The sequence below is a fragment of the Mesorhizobium sp. B4-1-1 genome (assembly GCF_006439375.1).
Taxonomy (GTDB): Bacteria; Pseudomonadota; Alphaproteobacteria; order Rhizobiales; family Rhizobiaceae; genus Mesorhizobium.
The window spans coordinates 45,485-60,350 of record NZ_VFTH01000004.1; the positions used below are offsets into that span (position 1 = coordinate 45,485).

Annotated in this window: 17 protein-coding genes; 10 read left to right on the forward strand and 7 right to left on the reverse strand. The window is 64.1% G+C overall.

Features of this window, described 5'->3' with window-relative positions:
* Window positions 1-231 precede the first annotated feature (231 nt).
* The gene (locus FJW10_RS06955) at window positions 232-708 is read left to right on the forward strand and encodes an Lrp/AsnC family transcriptional regulator (RefSeq protein ID WP_140782319.1); all 477 of its coding nucleotides are present in this window, start codon (window positions 232-234) and stop codon (window positions 706-708) included.
* Between the two features lie 69 nt (window positions 709-777).
* On the opposite strand, the gene FJW10_RS06960 is transcribed toward FJW10_RS06955, so the two are convergent.
* The 4 genes from FJW10_RS06960 to FJW10_RS06975 form a co-directional block, all read right to left on the reverse strand.
* Window positions 778-1,410 carry an HAD family hydrolase gene (locus FJW10_RS06960; RefSeq protein ID WP_140899401.1) on the reverse strand — a complete coding sequence of 211 codons (633 nt, stop codon included), beginning with the start codon at window positions 1,408-1,410 and terminating at the stop codon, window positions 778-780.
* Window positions 1,403-1,975, reverse strand: coding sequence for an SIS domain-containing protein (locus FJW10_RS06965; protein WP_140899403.1), 573 nt, complete (start codon window positions 1,973-1,975; stop codon window positions 1,403-1,405). Before FJW10_RS06965 ends, FJW10_RS06960 begins: the two co-directional genes overlap by 8 nt.
* A gap of 7 nt (window positions 1,976-1,982) precedes the next feature.
* Window positions 1,983-3,467 carry a D-glycero-beta-D-manno-heptose-7-phosphate kinase gene (gene rfaE1, locus FJW10_RS06970; protein WP_140899405.1) on the reverse strand — a complete coding sequence of 495 codons (1,485 nt, stop codon included), beginning with the start codon at window positions 3,465-3,467 and terminating at the stop codon, window positions 1,983-1,985.
* 153 nt (window positions 3,468-3,620) lie between these two features.
* The gene (locus FJW10_RS06975) at window positions 3,621-4,253 is read right to left on the reverse strand and encodes a LysE family translocator (protein WP_140899406.1); all 633 of its coding nucleotides are present in this window, start codon (window positions 4,251-4,253) and stop codon (window positions 3,621-3,623) included.
* A 151-nt stretch (window positions 4,254-4,404) separates the two neighbouring features.
* On the opposite strand from FJW10_RS06975, the gene rfaD reads away from it, so the two are divergent.
* Genes rfaD through waaC form a run of 3 tightly spaced genes read left to right on the forward strand, consistent with a single transcriptional unit; the run spans window position 4,405 to window position 7,306 of the window.
* Window positions 4,405-5,355, forward strand: a complete 951-nt coding sequence (gene rfaD / locus FJW10_RS06980) for an ADP-glyceromanno-heptose 6-epimerase (protein ID WP_140899408.1) — start codon at window positions 4,405-4,407, stop codon at window positions 5,353-5,355.
* Window positions 5,328-6,335, forward strand: coding sequence for a lipopolysaccharide heptosyltransferase II (gene waaF, locus FJW10_RS06985; protein ID WP_140899410.1), 1,008 nt, complete (start codon window positions 5,328-5,330; stop codon window positions 6,333-6,335). The genes rfaD and waaF overlap by 28 nt, the downstream gene beginning before the upstream one ends.
* Window positions 6,332-7,306: a lipopolysaccharide heptosyltransferase I gene (gene waaC / locus FJW10_RS06990; protein WP_140899412.1), complete on the forward strand. Its 975-nt coding sequence runs from the start codon at window positions 6,332-6,334 to the stop codon at window positions 7,304-7,306. Before waaF ends, waaC begins: the two co-directional genes overlap by 4 nt.
* Before the next feature lie 4 nt (window positions 7,307-7,310).
* Here waaC and greA read toward each other — a convergent pair whose 3' ends face one another.
* Both greA and FJW10_RS07000 read right to left on the reverse strand, forming a co-directional pair.
* Window positions 7,311-7,784: a transcription elongation factor GreA gene (gene greA / locus FJW10_RS06995; RefSeq protein ID WP_027168132.1), complete on the reverse strand. Its 474-nt coding sequence runs from the start codon at window positions 7,782-7,784 to the stop codon at window positions 7,311-7,313.
* A 264-nt stretch (window positions 7,785-8,048) separates the two neighbouring features.
* The gene (locus FJW10_RS07000) at window positions 8,049-8,585 is read right to left on the reverse strand and encodes a tetratricopeptide repeat protein (protein ID WP_140640788.1); all 537 of its coding nucleotides are present in this window, start codon (window positions 8,583-8,585) and stop codon (window positions 8,049-8,051) included.
* A gap of 179 nt (window positions 8,586-8,764) precedes the next feature.
* Between FJW10_RS07000 and FJW10_RS07005 the strand changes: the two genes are divergently transcribed.
* The 3 genes from FJW10_RS07005 (at window position 8,765) to FJW10_RS07015 (ending at window position 11,280) form a co-directional block, all read left to right on the forward strand.
* Window positions 8,765-9,190, forward strand: a complete 426-nt coding sequence (locus FJW10_RS07005) for a DUF3775 domain-containing protein (protein ID WP_140899414.1) — start codon at window positions 8,765-8,767, stop codon at window positions 9,188-9,190.
* Window positions 9,191-9,265: 75 nt separating this feature from the next.
* The gene (locus tag FJW10_RS07010; protein WP_140899416.1) at window positions 9,266-10,312 is read left to right on the forward strand and encodes an extensin family protein; all 1,047 of its coding nucleotides are present in this window, start codon (window positions 9,266-9,268) and stop codon (window positions 10,310-10,312) included.
* 158 nt (window positions 10,313-10,470) lie between these two features.
* Window positions 10,471-11,280 (forward strand): extensin family protein, encoded by an 810-nt coding sequence (locus FJW10_RS07015; protein ID WP_140899744.1) that lies wholly within the window; start codon window positions 10,471-10,473, stop codon window positions 11,278-11,280.
* Window position 11,281: 1 nt separating this feature from the next.
* Here FJW10_RS07015 and FJW10_RS07020 read toward each other — a convergent pair whose 3' ends face one another.
* A complete protein-coding gene (locus FJW10_RS07020; protein ID WP_140899745.1) occupies window positions 11,282-11,995 on the reverse strand; it encodes a gamma-glutamylcyclotransferase in 714 nt (237 codons plus the stop codon).
* A 106-nt stretch (window positions 11,996-12,101) separates the two neighbouring features.
* On the opposite strand from FJW10_RS07020, the gene FJW10_RS07025 reads away from it, so the two are divergent.
* The 3 genes from FJW10_RS07025 to FJW10_RS07035 all read left to right on the forward strand — a co-directional run bounded on the left by FJW10_RS07025 (window position 12,102) and on the right by FJW10_RS07035 (window position 14,749).
* The gene (locus FJW10_RS07025; RefSeq protein WP_140899418.1) at window positions 12,102-12,809 is read left to right on the forward strand and encodes an LssY C-terminal domain-containing protein; all 708 of its coding nucleotides are present in this window, start codon (window positions 12,102-12,104) and stop codon (window positions 12,807-12,809) included.
* A gap of 164 nt (window positions 12,810-12,973) precedes the next feature.
* On the forward strand, window positions 12,974-14,287 hold the full coding sequence (locus tag FJW10_RS07030; protein WP_140899420.1) for a hemolysin family protein: 1,314 nt from the start codon (window positions 12,974-12,976) through the stop codon (window positions 14,285-14,287).
* A gap of 51 nt (window positions 14,288-14,338) precedes the next feature.
* Entirely contained in the window at window positions 14,339-14,749 is a 411-nt protein-coding gene (locus FJW10_RS07035) for a gamma-glutamylcyclotransferase family protein (RefSeq protein ID WP_140828008.1), read from the forward strand.
* The last annotated feature ends 117 nt before the right edge of the window (window positions 14,750-14,866 follow it).

The following is a 14,866-nucleotide window of genomic DNA, read 5'->3' on the forward strand; positions in this document are numbered from 1 at the left end:
AAGTGTTGCCCGTGAGACCAGCAAGGCAGGTTGGCTTTCGTCCCCGGAAAGCTTCGTTCCCCGCATATCGGGCCATATCGCCGCCCGTCACCGATGCATGTCGTCCAGAGATATGCGCGGCTCTGGGATCACGGCATGCCTCAAAACAGGGAGAAAATCATCGCAAAGCTATGGCCTCTGACGCGAAACCAAATTACAAAATTGCGAAAGATTCTTGCGCGAAAGTCCTTCATGCCGCTGAAAGCCGATCTCGACGCCATCGACTGGAAGATCCTGCGCGAACTGCAGGGCGACGGCCGCATGACCAATGTCGAATTGTCGAGCCGGGTCGGCATCTCGGCGCCGCCTTGCCTGCGCCGGGTTAGGCGACTGGAGGAGGCCGGCATCATCCGAGGCTACCGCGCGCTTCTCAATGCCCCGGCACTGGGCATGGATGTCGTCGCCTTCTGCCTGATCGGCCTGCATCATCAGGCCGATGCCGAACTGAAAGCCTTCGCCGAGCGCACGCGCGGCTGGCCGATCGTGCGCGACGCCTGGATGGTGTCGGGCGAATCCGACTTCCTGCTGCATTGCGTGGCAAGCGACCTCGGCACCTTCCAGACCTTCGTCATCGAGGAGCTGGCTTCGGCCCCTAATGTGGACACCGTGCGCACCGCCTTGACCATCCGCCGCGTCAAGGATGAGGGCCTGGTGGCTTTTCCGACTTAATGTGCCGGCTTCCGGAAATTCACCTGCAAAAACAAGCGGTTTAGCTCGGGGCTTTGAAACAACCCGCGATCAGAGCGACCGTATCGCGGTAAGCAGCGCCTCAAGGTCATGAGCGCCGCGCAACGGCAAAACCGAGAGCCCGCCTATCGTCGAGCCTTCGCCGTCGACCAGCCAGCCACGCGCAAGGCCGGCGCGCTGGCCGGCTTCCATATCGGCCGGCTTGTCGCCGACGATCAGCGATCGCTTGAGATCGAGGCCGAGCCGCCGGCCCGCCTCCAGCAGCATGCCCGGATTGGGCTTGCGCATCGGATGGTCGGCAACCGCTAGCGGATCCTTGCCGGCGTCGTGGTAGGCGCAGGCAAGCACCATGTCGACAAACGCGTTTTGTTCAGCCATGAGGCCGAGCACGCGCTCGTTGACCCTGGCGAACGCATCCCAGCCGAAATAGCCGCGTGCGATGCCGGACTGGTTGGTGACGACAACGACCGGAATCCCCCGCCGGTTCGCGGCCTCGATGGCAAGTATGATATCGTCGCGCAGCTCTACATCGGCCGGATTGTCGGGATAGCCAGTATCAACATTGATGGTGCCGTCACGGTCGAGAAACAGCGCCGGTCGGCCGGCCGCAAAGACCTTGCTACCAATCCGCTCCACCCATAGGCCGGGCTCGACGAGCGGAAAGGCGGACTCGCCGTCAGCCATTGCTGAGACGCGCTTCGACCGCCTCGCACAGATGATGATAGAGGCACAAATGCCCCTGCTGGATGATCGGCGTCGAGGTCGACGGCACGTTGAGCAGGATGTCGGTCAGCGGCCTGAGCTTGCCGCCGGTCTCGCCGGTCAGGCTGATTACCGTCATCTCCATCACACGCGCCTGCTCGGCGGCGGCAAGAATGCTTGGCGAGTTGCCGCTGGTGGAAATGGCGAGCAGCACCGCGCCTTTCGATCCATGCGCCTCGACCTGGCGCGAGAAGACGGTGTCGAAGCCGTAGTCGTTGCCCCACGCAGTCAGCACCGCGGCATTGGCCGGCAGCGCGATGACATTATAGGCCTTGCGCTCCTTCAGGAAGCGGCCAACCAGTTCGCCGGCGATGTGGAGGGCGTCGCTCGCCGAGCCGCCATTGCCGCAGATCAGCAGCGCCTTGCCTTGCGACAGCGCCTTGACGACGGTCGCGACGGCGCGCTCCATTTCCGCGGTGAGGTCGCGTTCAACCATCGCTGAGATCGCCGCCGCGGAGCGGACAAGATAATCGTTCAAGTCAGACATGAGATCCTCAGTTTGCGGCACGCAGCTTGCCGATGGTGTTCGTCGTGCTCTTGCCGGCGACGAGATCGACCAGCACCACGCGCCCGCCCGCCTTCTGCACCACATCGGCGCCGACCACGGTCTCGACCGTGTAATCCGCGCCTTTGACCAGGATGTCCGGCAGAAGCGCCTCGATCAGCTTCAGCGGCGTGTCTTCCTCGAAGACGACGACGGCATCGACCGACGCGAGCGCGGCCAGCACGCAGGCGCGATCATGCTGGTTGTTGACCGGGCGCCCCGGCCCTTTCAGCCGGTGCACCGAGGCGTCGCTGTTGAGGCCGAGCACCAGCCGGTCGCACTGGCTGCGCGCGGCATGCAGCAGGCTGACATGGCCGGCATGCAGGATGTCGAAACAGCCATTGGTGAAGCCGACGGTCAGCCCATCTTCCTTCCAGGCGGCGACCATCCTGGCCGCGGCGTTGGCGTCAAGAATGGCATCGGTATGAGACGTCGGCCCATGTGAGCGGAACAGCGCGCCGGACAATTCCTCGACGTTCAGCCGCGCGGTGCCGCGTTTGCCTACCACGACGCCGCCGGCCGCATTTGCAATGACGGCGGCATGCACCCGGTCGGCGCCGGCGGCGAGCGAAAGCGCGAAACTGGCGATGACCGTATCGCCGGCGCCCGAAACATCAAAGACTTCGCGCGCCTGGGTGGAGATATGCCGGGCATCCTCGGCCGAGACCACGCTCATGCCCTTCTCGCTGCGCGTGGCGACGATGAACTCGAAGTCATGCGCGGCGATCAGGTCGCGCGCAGCGGCTACGATCTCGTCGTCGCCGAACACCTTGCGCCCGACCGCCTCGCCAAGCTCCTTGCGGTTCGGCGTCACAGCCGTGGCGCCGGCATAGCGCGCATAGTCGCGCCCCTTCGGATCGACCAGCACCGGCTTGCCGGCATCGCCGCAGATCGCGATCAGCTCGCCGGCGACGCCGTCGAGCAGGATGCCCTTTCCGTAATCGGAGAGGATGACGATGTCGGCACGGCCAAGCGCGGCCTGGAAATGATCGATGAGCTTCGCCCGCTCGGCGGAAGTGAGCGGTTTGATCTCTTCCTCGTCGAAACGCAGCACCTGCTGGTTGAGCGCGCTGAAACGGCTTTTCGACGAGGTCATGCGATCCTGGCGCTGCAGGAGCCCGTCCGCGTCGACGCCGATCTCGCTGAGCATCCGCATCAGATTGTTACCCGCCTGGTCGGCGCCGATCACCGACACGGGTATGGCGGCAGCACCCAGCGAAACGATGTTGGAGACGACATTGCCGGCGCCGCCCATGTTCAACGTCTCGCCCTTTCCATGCAGCACGGGGATGGGGGCTTCCGGCGAGATACGCTCGATCACGCCGCTGACGAAGCGGTCGAGGATGAAATCGCCCACCACCAGCACGGTGACGTCGCCGAACCGGGCGATGGTGCGATGCAAAGGTTCCGGAGAAGGCGGATTGTGCTTGATCATCTCACTCGAGGTCTGCCTGAAGACGGCCGGACTTGATTAGGTTTCAGCGCCGGAATTGTGGCGTGGGCTACTCAAGGCGATGCCGATATACCGCAATTCGGGCGAGCGCAACGGCAGGCCCGACGCGGACCCAAGCCGGAGACGGCTGCGCAATCAGCTCTTCTGCAGGGCGACATGAACGCCGAGCCCGACAAGCACGGCGCCGCCCGCCCGCTGCATCAGGCGCTGCGCTCGGCCCGAGCGCCGCAGCCGGGCGATCATCGCGCCGGCCAGGAACACGCAGGCGATGTCGGCCGAGGAAAACATCAGATTGACGATGGTTCCCAACACCACGAACTGCAGCCAGACCGGCAACGCCGCGGAAGCGTCGATGAACTGCGGCAGGAACGCCATGAAGAAGATCGCCGTCTTGGGATTGAGCACCTCGACGGTGATGCTCTCGAAAAAGGCTCGGCGGGCCGATTTCCGCTCGATCGTGGGCAGCGCCGTCTCGCCATCCGCGCGCTTGCGGAAGAGACAAACGCCGAGCCAGATCAGATAGAGCGCGCCGATGAGCTTGACCGCCATGTAGAGCGGCGGCACGGCGTGGAACAGCACGGACAGGCCAGCGGCGGCAGCGAAGACATGGAAATAGCCGCCGAGATGGATGCCCAGCGCCGCCGTCAGCCCGGACCAGCGCCCGCGCGCCATGGTCTGCGCCGCCGCATAAAGCATGGCGGGGCCGGGTATATAGGCGAAGATCGCCGTGGTGGCGAAGAACGCGATGAGCAGTTCGATCGACGGCATTCTTGGTCCCTCATGGTACTGCGGGTAGCGAATGCCTACTGAAGCGGGAGCTTTGCGGCTTCACTGTGATGCACCGGAGCCTGCTTTATCGACACTCCCGTCCACCTCCCCTATAAGGGCCGGAATCGGCAACGGAGCAAGGCTGAAAAGCATGATCATCGTCACGGGCGGCGCCGGCATGATCGGCTCCAACATCGTCGCCGCTCTCAACGCCGAGGGGCATGACGACATCGTCGTCGTCGACGACCTCACCGACGGCCACAAGATCGCCAACCTCGCCGACCTGCGCATCGCCGACTATCTCGACAAGGACGATTTTCTCGCCCGGCTCGAGGACGGCGCGCTGGGCCGCATCGAGGCCGTCTTCCATCAAGGCGCCTGCTCGACCACCACCGAATGGAACGGCAAGTTCATGATGGAGGTGAACTACGCCTATTCCAAGCGCCTGCTGCATGCCTGCCTGGCCCTGCGCGTGCCCTTCCTCTATGCCTCCTCGGCGTCGGTCTATGGCGGCGGCAACGAATTTCGCGAGGAGCCCGAACTAGAGCGGCCCCTCAACGTCTACGCCTATTCCAAGAAACTGTTCGATGACTATGTCCGCCGCAATGTCTTCGACACCGATCATTCGCAGGTCGCGGGCCTGCGCTATTTCAACGTCTATGGACCGCGCGAGGCGCATAAGGGCGCCATGGCCTCGGTCGCCTTCCACCTGTTCAATCAGGTCGAGCGCGGCGAAAACCCGAAGCTGTTCGGCGCTTATGGCGATTTCGGCCCCGGCGAGCAGAGCCGCGACTTCATCCATGTCGGCGACGTCGCGGAGGTCAATCTGTGGCTGTGGAAACGCGGCGCGAGCGGCATCTTCAATTGCGGCACCGGCCGCGCCCAGCCGTTCCGCGCCATCGCCGAGACGGTGATCGACACGCTGGGCAAGGGAGAGATTGAATTCATCCCCTTCCCCGACCATCTCAAGGGCAGCTACCAAAGTTTCACGCAGGCTGATATGTCCCGCTTGCGCGCGGCCGGCTACAATGGCCAATTCCGTACAGTCGAAACCGGCGTCAGGGACTATGTCGAATGGCTGAAGGCCCAACGATCCTCGTGATCGGCCCACGCTGGGTGGGCGACATGGTCATGGCGCAGTGCCTGTTTGCGGCGCTGAGGGAAAAGCATCCGCACGCCGCCATCGACGTGCTGGCGCCGGCCTGGGCGGCACCACTGGTCAAGCGCATGCCCGAGATACGCAGCCAGATCGACTTTCCGCTGATGCCGGGAGCGCTCGAATTCCGCAGCCGCAGGCGCTTCGGCCGCCTGCTGCGTGGCCGCTACGACATGGCCTATGTGCTGCCGGGAAGCTGGAAATCGGCGCTGATCCCGTTCTTTGCCCGCATCCCGCATCGTGTCGGCAATCTGCGCGAGATGCGCTATGGCCTGCTGACCGATGTCGTGCCGCTGCCCGAAGCGCTGAAACGGCGCACGGCGCGCGCCTATTTCGGCCTCGCGCGCGGCGGCACGTTTCGCGCGCCGAGGCTTACCGTCAACGAGGCCAACCAGGCGGATTTGCTGGCGCGCTTCGGGCTGGCGGGCCGGAAATTCGTGGCGCTCATGCCCGGCGCCGAGTTCGGCCCGGCAAAACGCTGGCCGAGCGATCATTATGCCGGGCTTGCCCGGGACATGATGGCAAAGGGTCTGGGCGTCGTCCTGCTCGGCTCGAAGAACGATGCCGATGTGACCGGTGAGATCGCAGCACTTGCCCCGGGCGCCGTCGACCTTGCCGGCAAGACGCGGCTGGAGGACGCCATCGACTTGATCGCCGCGGCGAAGCTTGCTGTGTCGAACGACAGCGGGCTGATGCATGTCGCGGCCGCCGTCGGCACCCCGATCGTGGCCGTCTACGGTTCGACCTCGCCGCAAAACACGCCGCCGCTCAGCGACCGCTCCGAGCTGATCTGGCTGCATCTGTCCTGCTCGCCCTGCCACAAGAAGGTCTGCCCGCTCAGCCATCTCAACTGCCTGAAGACGCTCGATGTCGCCCGCGTTACAGCCGCGGCCGACCGCTTGCTCGAGGTTCCGGCAGCCGCATGAAAGTGCTGATCGTCAAGACATCGTCGATGGGCGATGTCATTCACACCTTTCCCGCCGTCGAGGACGCGGTGCGCAACCGCCCCGACATAAATTTCGACTGGTGCGTGGAAGAGGCGTTTGCCGGGATCGTGGCGCTGCATCCGGCCGTTGGAGTGATCCACAAGGTTGCGGTCCGGCGCTGGCGCAAGCGGCTTCTCGACGGCGCCACATGGCGCGAGATGGCCGGACTGCGCAAAGCGCTGCGCGCCTCCCGCTACGATCTCGTCATCGACGCCCAAGGCTTGTTGAAGTCGGCCCTGGTCGCCATACAGGCCGGCGCGCCGATCGCCGGCTTCGACCGCGCCAGCGCCCGCGAGCCATTGGCGACGCTGTTTTATCAGCGCAAATATGCCGTGCCGCGTGACCTGCATGCCATTGAGCGCACCAGGCGGCTGTTCGGGCTGGCGCTTGGCTACCAGCCTGACCTGTCGACGCTCGACTCCGGCATCGTGCCGCCGGCGGGCAATCCGGCCGGCATTGAAGGCAGAACCGCCCTCCTGCTGCACGGCACCAGCCGCGAGGACAAGAAATGGCCGGTCGAGGATTGGATCGAAACCGCGCGCCGGCTGGCCGACCGGCAGTTCACGCCGGTGGTCACTTGGTCGAACGAGGCGGAAAAGAAAGTGGCGGAAGCCGTTTCAGGTGCCGTGCCAGGGACGGTGCTGGTTGCCAAATCGCCACTCGCGGACGTCGCCGCGCTCCTCGGCCGTTCGACGCTGGTCATCGGCGCCGACACCGGCCTCACCCACCTCGCCAGCGCCTTCGGCCTGCCGACGGTCGCCATCTTCCTGGCGACGGAACCGGGTCTCACCGGCCCGCGCGGGAAGTTTGCGTCGACCTTGATGGCGCCGGCCAGCGGCAAGATCACGGCGGCTGAGGTGATAGCGGAAGCGGAACGGCTGCTGGCGCTTCGATCGAAGGCGCCAGCCTGAGCTGCTAGATAAACTGCACCTGGACGATCTCGTAGCCTCTGGCGCCACCCGGAGCATTGACCTCGATGGCGTCGCCGACTTCCTTGCCGATGAGCGCCCGCGCGATCGGCGAGGAGATCGAGATGCGGCCGGACTTCACGTCCGCTTCCTGGTCGCCGACGATCTGGTAGGTCTTCTTTTCCTCGGTGTCCTCGTCGACGAGCACGACGGTCGCGCCGAACTTCACCTTGTCGCCGGAAAGCTTGGAGACGTCGATAACCTCGGCCCGCGCGATCAGATCCTCGAGCTCGTTGATGCGGCCTTCGTTGTGGCTCTGCGACTCCTTCGCCGCGTGATATTCGGCATTTTCCGACAGGTCGCCATGCGAGCGCGCTTCGGAGATCGCCTCGATGATACGGGGACGTTCCTCCTGCTGACGCCAGCGAAGTTCTTCCTTCAATGACGCGAACCCCTCGCCTGTCATCGGGACCTTGATCATATGCCTGACCTTTCCTGCCGCCACCCCCGCTTTTCGGGAGCAGCCTTGTCAAATGGGTACAAAAAGAAAACGGTCCGGCAGCCTCGGGCTAACGGAACCGTTTCACCACAATTTCCCTGAATATAGCGATCTTCGCGCGATTTTCACGCCCAAAAATTGAAGTTCGGCAAAATGATCACCGCTTTCGCGGGCCCGCGGCTGACGGCGGGCAACAAAAACCGGCTGTGAGCAATCACAGCCGGTTCGAGAGACGTCGAGCCCTGTTCAGCTCCTCAGGAAATGATCGATCTGCTCGGACAGCATGCCGTATTCGCGCGAGCCCTTGCCGGTCCGCTTTTCGATTTCCTGGAGCTGCTGCTGCGCGCCGGCGAGATCGCCGATCTGCAGATGCGCTTCACCGAGATATTCGCGCACCAGCGTGTAGTTCGGGTCGATGCGAAGCGCTTCCTCGTAATAGCCAAGGCCGACCGTGACGCGGCCGGAATGGCGATGCGAATAACCGAGGTAGTTGAGGATGCGCGGATCCTGCTTGTTGGCGGCCAGCGTCAGCACCGAGATCGCCTCGTCATAGCGCCCGGCCATCGCCAGATCGTGGCCGGCCTCATAGATGCTGTCGTCATCCAGCATGCCATATTGCGGCACGACGCATTTCTTCTTTTTCTTGTCCCAAACCTCGCCCTTCTTGCAGGTGGTGGTCGTCTGGCCACCGCTGCTGCCGCCTTCACCAGCTGCAAAAGCCGGCGCAACGAACAGCGGCAGCGCCGCGATAGCCATGACCTGAACAAGCAAACGTCTGCGCATCGAAGCCTCCATGAGCGTGACAATGCCAGATTAACGCCGCCTTGGCGCGGTTTCATCCTGAAATGCGGGTAGCTGCCGAACTATTTTGGACGGCCGGGACAGAAGCCGTTACCTCCGGACGTGACGCGCGCTTTAATTCCGCTATCATCGGGCCAAGCGCATCACGTGGAGAAGGAACCGTGCAGCAGCGCCTCGATAAGGAGTGGGACCTTTCGATCGATCCGGACACGGTGCGCCTGTTCATCCTCAAGGCCAAGGCGCTGAGCGCCGCCGTAAACGAGGACTATGACGACGGTGCCGAGCACGAGGTCGAGTTCGACGGCGACACCCATGCCAGCCATCACCATGACGGCCTTGTCGAGGAAGCTTCGGAAGACCTCACCGAGGAGGAATTCCGCGAGCTGATCAACGATCTCAATATCGACGAAGCGGCCGAGCTGATCGCGCTCGCCTGGGTCGGACGCGGCGACTATGACGCATCCGAATGGGTGGACGCGGTGGCCGCGGCCAAGGAGCGTCCCAGGAAGCGCACGGCCAAGTATCTGCTTGGCCTGCCGATGCTTGCCGATTGGCTGGAGGAAGGCCTTGAAGCCATCGGCGCGTAACGCGCCGGTAACCGATTGTGATCGGCAAGGCGGGTCGCGCAGGCAACTTCGCAACGCGACCGCCGTTTCCGGGCGATGGCAACGCTGAGCCTTTCACGATTTTGCAGACTGGCGCTGCCTGTGGCGGCTGCGATCCTGCTGGTTACGCCGGCCACCGCCAAGCATCATCATCGGCATAAGAGGCACCTGCCGCCGGCCGGTCAGAGCGCCGCTCCGGCGCCGCAAACGCCTGCGGCGACAGCGGTTCCGGGGTCGCGTCCGCAGGATATGGAGAACAGCGCCGATAGGTCCGGGCGAGACAAAAGCCGCATCGACAGCAATGACGACTTTCTCAACCAGGACAAGTCGCACCCGAAATGGGATGCCCGCCCGCCACGTTCGAAGAGCGCTCGATCCGGGCCGCGGACGCAATCCGAACCGCAGACGCCGGATGTCGTGCCCACGCCCCCGCAGAGGCCCACCGAACTTGAACCCGAGCCGCCGGAAACCGGGCCGCAGCCATCGGAAAAACCCGAACCGCCGGGCGAGGAAAAGATGCTTCCCGATCCGCGCTCGGCCGATATGCCGGCCGACAAGATGCCGGCGGAAGAAACCGCATGCCGGGAGAGGCTGAAGGCGCTGGGCGTCGGGTTCGAGGAGCATAAGGCCGAGCACGACGCGGAAATCGGCTGCTCGATTCCCTATCCGATAATTTTGAAAACACTTGGCAAATCCATCGGTATCAGTCCCGGCGCCGAACTCAACTGCCAGATGGCCGAGGCGGCGGCGCGCTTCATGGCAGAAATCGTCCAACCCACGGCAAAGGCCGAGCTCGGCGCCGACTTGAAGTCGATCGACCAGGGCTCGGCCTTTGTCTGCCGCCCGCGCCATGGCACCCGCAAACTGTCGGAACACGCCTTCGGCAACGCGCTCGACATCGCCGGTTTCACCCTGTCGGACGGCAGGAAGATCGAGGTCGGGCCGACGCCGCCGGAGAAGGACGCAAAATTCCTCGACGCGGTGCGCAAGGCTGCCTGCGGGCCGTTCAAGACGGTGCTCGGACCAGGCGCCGATCCCGACCACGCGCTGCATTTCCACCTCGACCTGGAACCACGCCGCCACGGCGGCACTTTTTGCCAATAAGAATGATCTCGAAAGTTTCGAGTCGCTCCCAGCAAGAACAGCGCCGCAATTCCGCCGCATGCGTGAATGGCGCCGCTGATCTTTCCTTTACTCTTGGCGATTAATCTTGTGCCATTCGGGGACAAGGATGCCTTTCAATGGCTCGAAGACTTGGCGCCATGCTTGGCTTGGCGCTACGGAACAAGCGTGTGCGCGTCACGATCGCAGGGCTGGCCGCGGGCGTTGCCATCGCGACGATATCGGCCTGTACGACGGGCGACGTCTTTGCGCTGCAGCCGGCCGTCGATGTCGGCAGCCAGACGGCAGCCGTGCCGCAGCCCGACGCGCCGCAATATTCCGGAATGCAGCGCCTCGTTCCGTCCAATCCCTACATGACCGAGGCCGCCTATCCGCGCATGGACGAGCCGATGTCGCCCGGCGAGCAGTTGCCGGCCAGCGAGATCGACTGCCGCAGCGAGTTGAAGCGGATGGGCGTCGTCTATCAGGACATCCAGCCGATCCATGAAGGCCAGTGCGGTATCGATTTCCCGGTAAAGGTCTCTGCCATCGGCAGCGTCGCCATGAAGCCGGCCGCAACGCTGACCTGCAACATGGCCGCCACCTTTGCCGCCTGGACGAAGAACGAGCTGCAGCCGGCCGCCCGCTGGCGCTATTTCTCCGGCGTCAAGGCGATCCACCAGGGCTCCAGCTATTCCTGCCGCAACATCGCCGGCGAAGGCGTCCTGTCCGAGCACGGCAAGGGCAACGCGCTCGACGTCATGAGCATCGAGCTCAACAATGGCGACGACATCGATGTCCGCAAGCCCGGCCTGTTCGCCTTCCGCACGCGCGGCTTCCTCAACAATGTGCGCGCCGACGGTTGCGAGTATTTCACGACGGTGCTCGGCCCCGGCTACAATTACGACCACCGCAACCATTTCCATTTCGACATCAAGAACCGCAAAAGCGGCTACCGCGCCTGCCGCTAGATCAGCCTCGGGCTTCGGTGGCGGCGATGATCTGCCGGGCGACCAGATCCTGGACACGCCAAAGGTTTCTGTCGCGAATCCCGCTTTCCTCCAGCTTGGCGACCGTTCGGAAAAGATATTGCGCCGAGGAGCCCCAATGCCCGGCGGCGCGCGCCAGCGTGTGCGCAACCTGCTCCAGCGCCAGCTTGCCGGCATAGGCCCTTCCTTGGGGTGCGGCGACAAAGGCCAGTGCACGCAACGGTCCGTCCTTGGTCCGGAGCTTGATCCAGCAGGGCACATTGGTCGGCGGGTTCGCGTCTATTTCGCGACGAAGCAGTTGGACGATTTGCCCAAAATGGTCCTCCGACGGCAGCCGGTAGGCGATGCCGTTGCAACTGCCTCCCCGGTCGAGCGCCAGCATCAGCGCCGGCAACTCACGCGTTCCGCGCCAACGTGTCAGCGTCAGGCAGAATGAGCGATGCCACCCTGGCGCGGTGGCTGGACGCTGCTCTTCATAGATGAACTCCGGATTCCAGATCAGCGAGCCATAGGCAAAGATCCAGAGCGTCTCAGGCCGATATTGCGCAAGCAGTTGTTCGGCCAGATCGTCAAATTCGGCGTCGCTGTGCTCGCTTGTTCCGGGTTCGGGACCGGGATCGGGCTCCATGCGCTCGACCCTCGCGACAAGCTCCGCGGTCAGCGCCATTTTCCCGTGGCTTGTCCTTATCCGCTCCATTGGCGCCCCTTTAGCGGTAGCTAATGATAAATGATCTCCAGATCGCTGGCCATTGATTTCCCATGATAGTAGCGCAACAGATGCCGGACGGGGTCGGGTGGCATCCATGAGCCAAAGAAACCTGAGGCGGCGCGCGGCGATCTGGCTGGCGGCGTTTTGCGCCTTCTATCTGGCGCTCGCCTATCTCGCCGCGCCGGAATTCTGGACCTGGCGGGAGCGCGGCTTCCGCACCCGGCCCTTCGAGATGGTGACGCATACGCCGCAAGGCATTCCCGGCGACCCGATCAATGTCGACCTGGTCGGCACCGAAAAGCAGGTCGTCCACGCCTTCGCCGTCGCCGGCTGGGATACGGCCGATGCCGTGACGCTGCGCACCGCGATCGATATCGGCGAAAGCGTCTTGTTTTCCCGCCCCTACCCCGATGCACCGATGAGCCGCCTTTTGTTCGAGGGCCGCGCCCAGGATCTTGCTTTCGAGAAACCGGCCGGCGACAGCGCCGACCGGCGCCATCATGTCCGCTTCTGGCAGACGGACACGGTCGGCGACGACGGCCGCCCGCTCTGGCTGGGCGCCGCCAGCTTCGATCGCGGCGTCGGCCTCAGCCACGATACGGGCGCCGTCACCCATCATATCGGCCCCGACATCGACGCCGAGCGCGACTTCCTGGTCGGCGACCTGAAGGCCGCTGGTTTGCTGGCATCCACCAGCGAGATACCGGGGATCGGCACCACCAAGACTGGACGCAACGGCGGCGGCGATCCCTATTTCACCGACGGCATGGCTGTGATCGGCGTGCTGAAGACGCCGCAATGACGTCACGCGCGCGCTGACGCCGAAGGGTGCGCGCCGCCATCGACGCGCTTGTCGGGCATTTCTCGGCGCCGATCTGGGATGCGGCTTGAACAGCGCGTCTGTCATGTTCCAAAAATACCGACAAGCTATTTTCGAATGCACTGCAGCAATGCTATTGACCGCCCATGCTTTATGTTGAAATCGCCGTCGTTGCCGTCCTCATCTGCGTGAACGGCCTTCTGGCAATGTCGGAGCTCGCCATCGTCTCGTCGCGGCCCGCCCGCCTCAAGGCGATGATCGACCGCAACGTCAAGGGCGCCGGCCGGGCGCTGGCGCTGGGCTCGAACCCCGGCAAATTCCTGTCCTCGGTGCAGATCGGCATCACGCTCGTCGGCGTTCTTTCGGGCGCGTTCTCGGGCGCGACCCTCGGCGAAAGGCTGGCGCAGTATCTGGCCACGACCGGCATCCGCGAAAACATCGCCGACCCTGTCGGCGTCGGCATCGTCGTCGCAATCATCACCTATGCCTCGCTGATCGTCGGCGAGCTTGTGCCGAAGCAGATCGCGCTGCGCGATCCCGAGCGCGTCGCCGTCCGCGCGGCGCCCGCAATGACCATCATTGCCACCATCTCGGCGCCGCTCGTCTTCCTGCTCGACATTTCCGGCCGCGCCGTTCTGTGGCTGCTCGGCCAGGCTGGCGAGGCGGAAGAGAAGGTCACCGACGAGGAGATCAAGATGCTGGTCGCCGAGGCCGAGCATCACGGCACCATCGAATCCGACGAGCGCCGCATGATCGCCGGCGTCATGCGCCTCGGCGACCGCGCCGTGCGCGCCGTCATGACGCCGCGCACCGAGGTCGACTGGCTGAACCTGCAGTCCGACGAGAACGCCGTCAAAAAGCTTCTGATGGATACCCAGCACTCGCGCCTGCCCGTCGGCGACGGCAATGTCGACGCCATGGTCGGCGTCATCCAGACGCGCGACGTCCTGGCCGCCCTTCTCGCCGGCAGGGTGCTGGATCCGCGCCAGCATGTGCGCGTCGCCCCCATCGTGCATGACCAGGCCGACGCGCTCGACGTGCTGCAGAAGCTTAGGGAATCGGACGTGCCGATGGCGCTCGTTCATGATGAATACGGCCATTTCGAAGGCATCGTCACGCCGGCCGACATCCTCGAAGCCATTACAGGCGTGTTCCGCTCCGACCTCGAGGCGGGCGAGGAAGAGAACGCCGTCAAGCGCGATGACGGCTCGTGGCTGCTGGCCGGCTATATGCAGGCCGACGAGATGGCTGAGGTGCTGGGCATCGACCTGCCCGAAAACCGCGACTACGAAACCGTCGCCGGCTATGTGCTGTCGCATCTCCACCATCTGCCGACGACCGGCGAGTGCGTCGACGCGCAAGGGTGGCGCTTTGAAGTGGTCGACCTCGACGGCCGCCGCATCGACAAGCTGATCGCCACCCGCCTGCCCGACGGCCACCGCCCGGTGGCGCGGCGGTAGCCGGAACAGCTTGCTAGGATGAACTTCCGGCTTTGGCCGACGTTCACCTGAATGGTCACGAACATCTTCGCCTTTGGCACCTTGAAAAGAGGGTTCCCCCTCCACGAGCAGGGTTTGAGCGGGGCTGCGTTTCTTGGCAACTGTCGGACGCATGAGCGTTTTCCAATGCTGATTGCCGGGCCTCGCTTCGCTCCGATGATGTTCAACGAACCGGGTGCCGGCTTTCAGGTCGCCGGCGAACTTTACGAGGTCGATGATCGCATTCTCTCACGCCTCGACAGGCTTGAATCCGTCGGCGCGCCCGGCAATTTGCGCTTGCCGGTCGAGGTTGAGCCTCTCGAGGGCGGGCTGTCGACCCTGGCGCAGGTCTATATGAAATCCCGGCATCTCGCCGACCCCGTACATTCCGGATATCTCGCTCGTTACAACGACCGGCGCTTCGTGGTTCCCCCGAGCTCTTAGCGAGAAGTTTGTATTTTCGGCTCGGATATTAAACGGCGGCAGCGATCGCGATCAGAGCGGCGCCAAGCAGCAATGGCTTGCGCCGCGTCCTGGCAAGGCACTCGGTGCCCGCCAGCT

Coding starts and splice junctions, on each gene's coding strand:
- FJW10_RS07025 (WP_140899418.1), top strand. CDS start 12,102: ATGAGCCAAAGAAACCTGAGGCGGCGCGCGGCGATCTGGCTGGCGGCG.
- FJW10_RS07015 (WP_140899744.1), top strand. CDS start 10,471: ATGCTTGGCTTGGCGCTACGGAACAAGCGTGTGCGCGTCACGATCGCA.
- rfaE1 (WP_140899405.1), bottom strand. CDS start 3,467: ATGATCAAGCACAATCCGCCTTCTCCGGAACCTTTGCATCGCACCATC.
- waaF (WP_140899410.1), top strand. CDS start 5,328: ATGGCTGAAGGCCCAACGATCCTCGTGATCGGCCCACGCTGGGTGGGC.
- FJW10_RS06960 (WP_140899401.1), bottom strand. CDS start 1,410: ATGGCTGACGGCGAGTCCGCCTTTCCGCTCGTCGAGCCCGGCCTATGG.
- FJW10_RS07000 (WP_140640788.1), bottom strand. CDS start 8,585: ATGCGCAGACGTTTGCTTGTTCAGGTCATGGCTATCGCGGCGCTGCCG.
- FJW10_RS07020 (WP_140899745.1), bottom strand. CDS start 11,995: ATGGAGCGGATAAGGACAAGCCACGGGAAAATGGCGCTGACCGCGGAG.
- FJW10_RS06975 (WP_140899406.1), bottom strand. CDS start 4,253: ATGCCGTCGATCGAACTGCTCATCGCGTTCTTCGCCACCACGGCGATC.
- FJW10_RS07030 (WP_140899420.1), top strand. CDS start 12,974: ATGCTTTATGTTGAAATCGCCGTCGTTGCCGTCCTCATCTGCGTGAAC.
- FJW10_RS06965 (WP_140899403.1), bottom strand. CDS start 1,975: ATGTCTGACTTGAACGATTATCTTGTCCGCTCCGCGGCGGCGATCTCA.
- rfaD (WP_140899408.1), top strand. CDS start 4,405: ATGATCATCGTCACGGGCGGCGCCGGCATGATCGGCTCCAACATCGTC.
- waaC (WP_140899412.1), top strand. CDS start 6,332: ATGAAAGTGCTGATCGTCAAGACATCGTCGATGGGCGATGTCATTCAC.
- greA (WP_027168132.1), bottom strand. CDS start 7,784: ATGATCAAGGTCCCGATGACAGGCGAGGGGTTCGCGTCATTGAAGGAA.
- FJW10_RS07010 (WP_140899416.1), top strand. CDS start 9,266: ATGGCAACGCTGAGCCTTTCACGATTTTGCAGACTGGCGCTGCCTGTG.
- FJW10_RS07035 (WP_140828008.1), top strand. CDS start 14,339: ATGGTCACGAACATCTTCGCCTTTGGCACCTTGAAAAGAGGGTTCCCC.
- FJW10_RS06955 (WP_140782319.1), top strand. CDS start 232: ATGCCGCTGAAAGCCGATCTCGACGCCATCGACTGGAAGATCCTGCGC.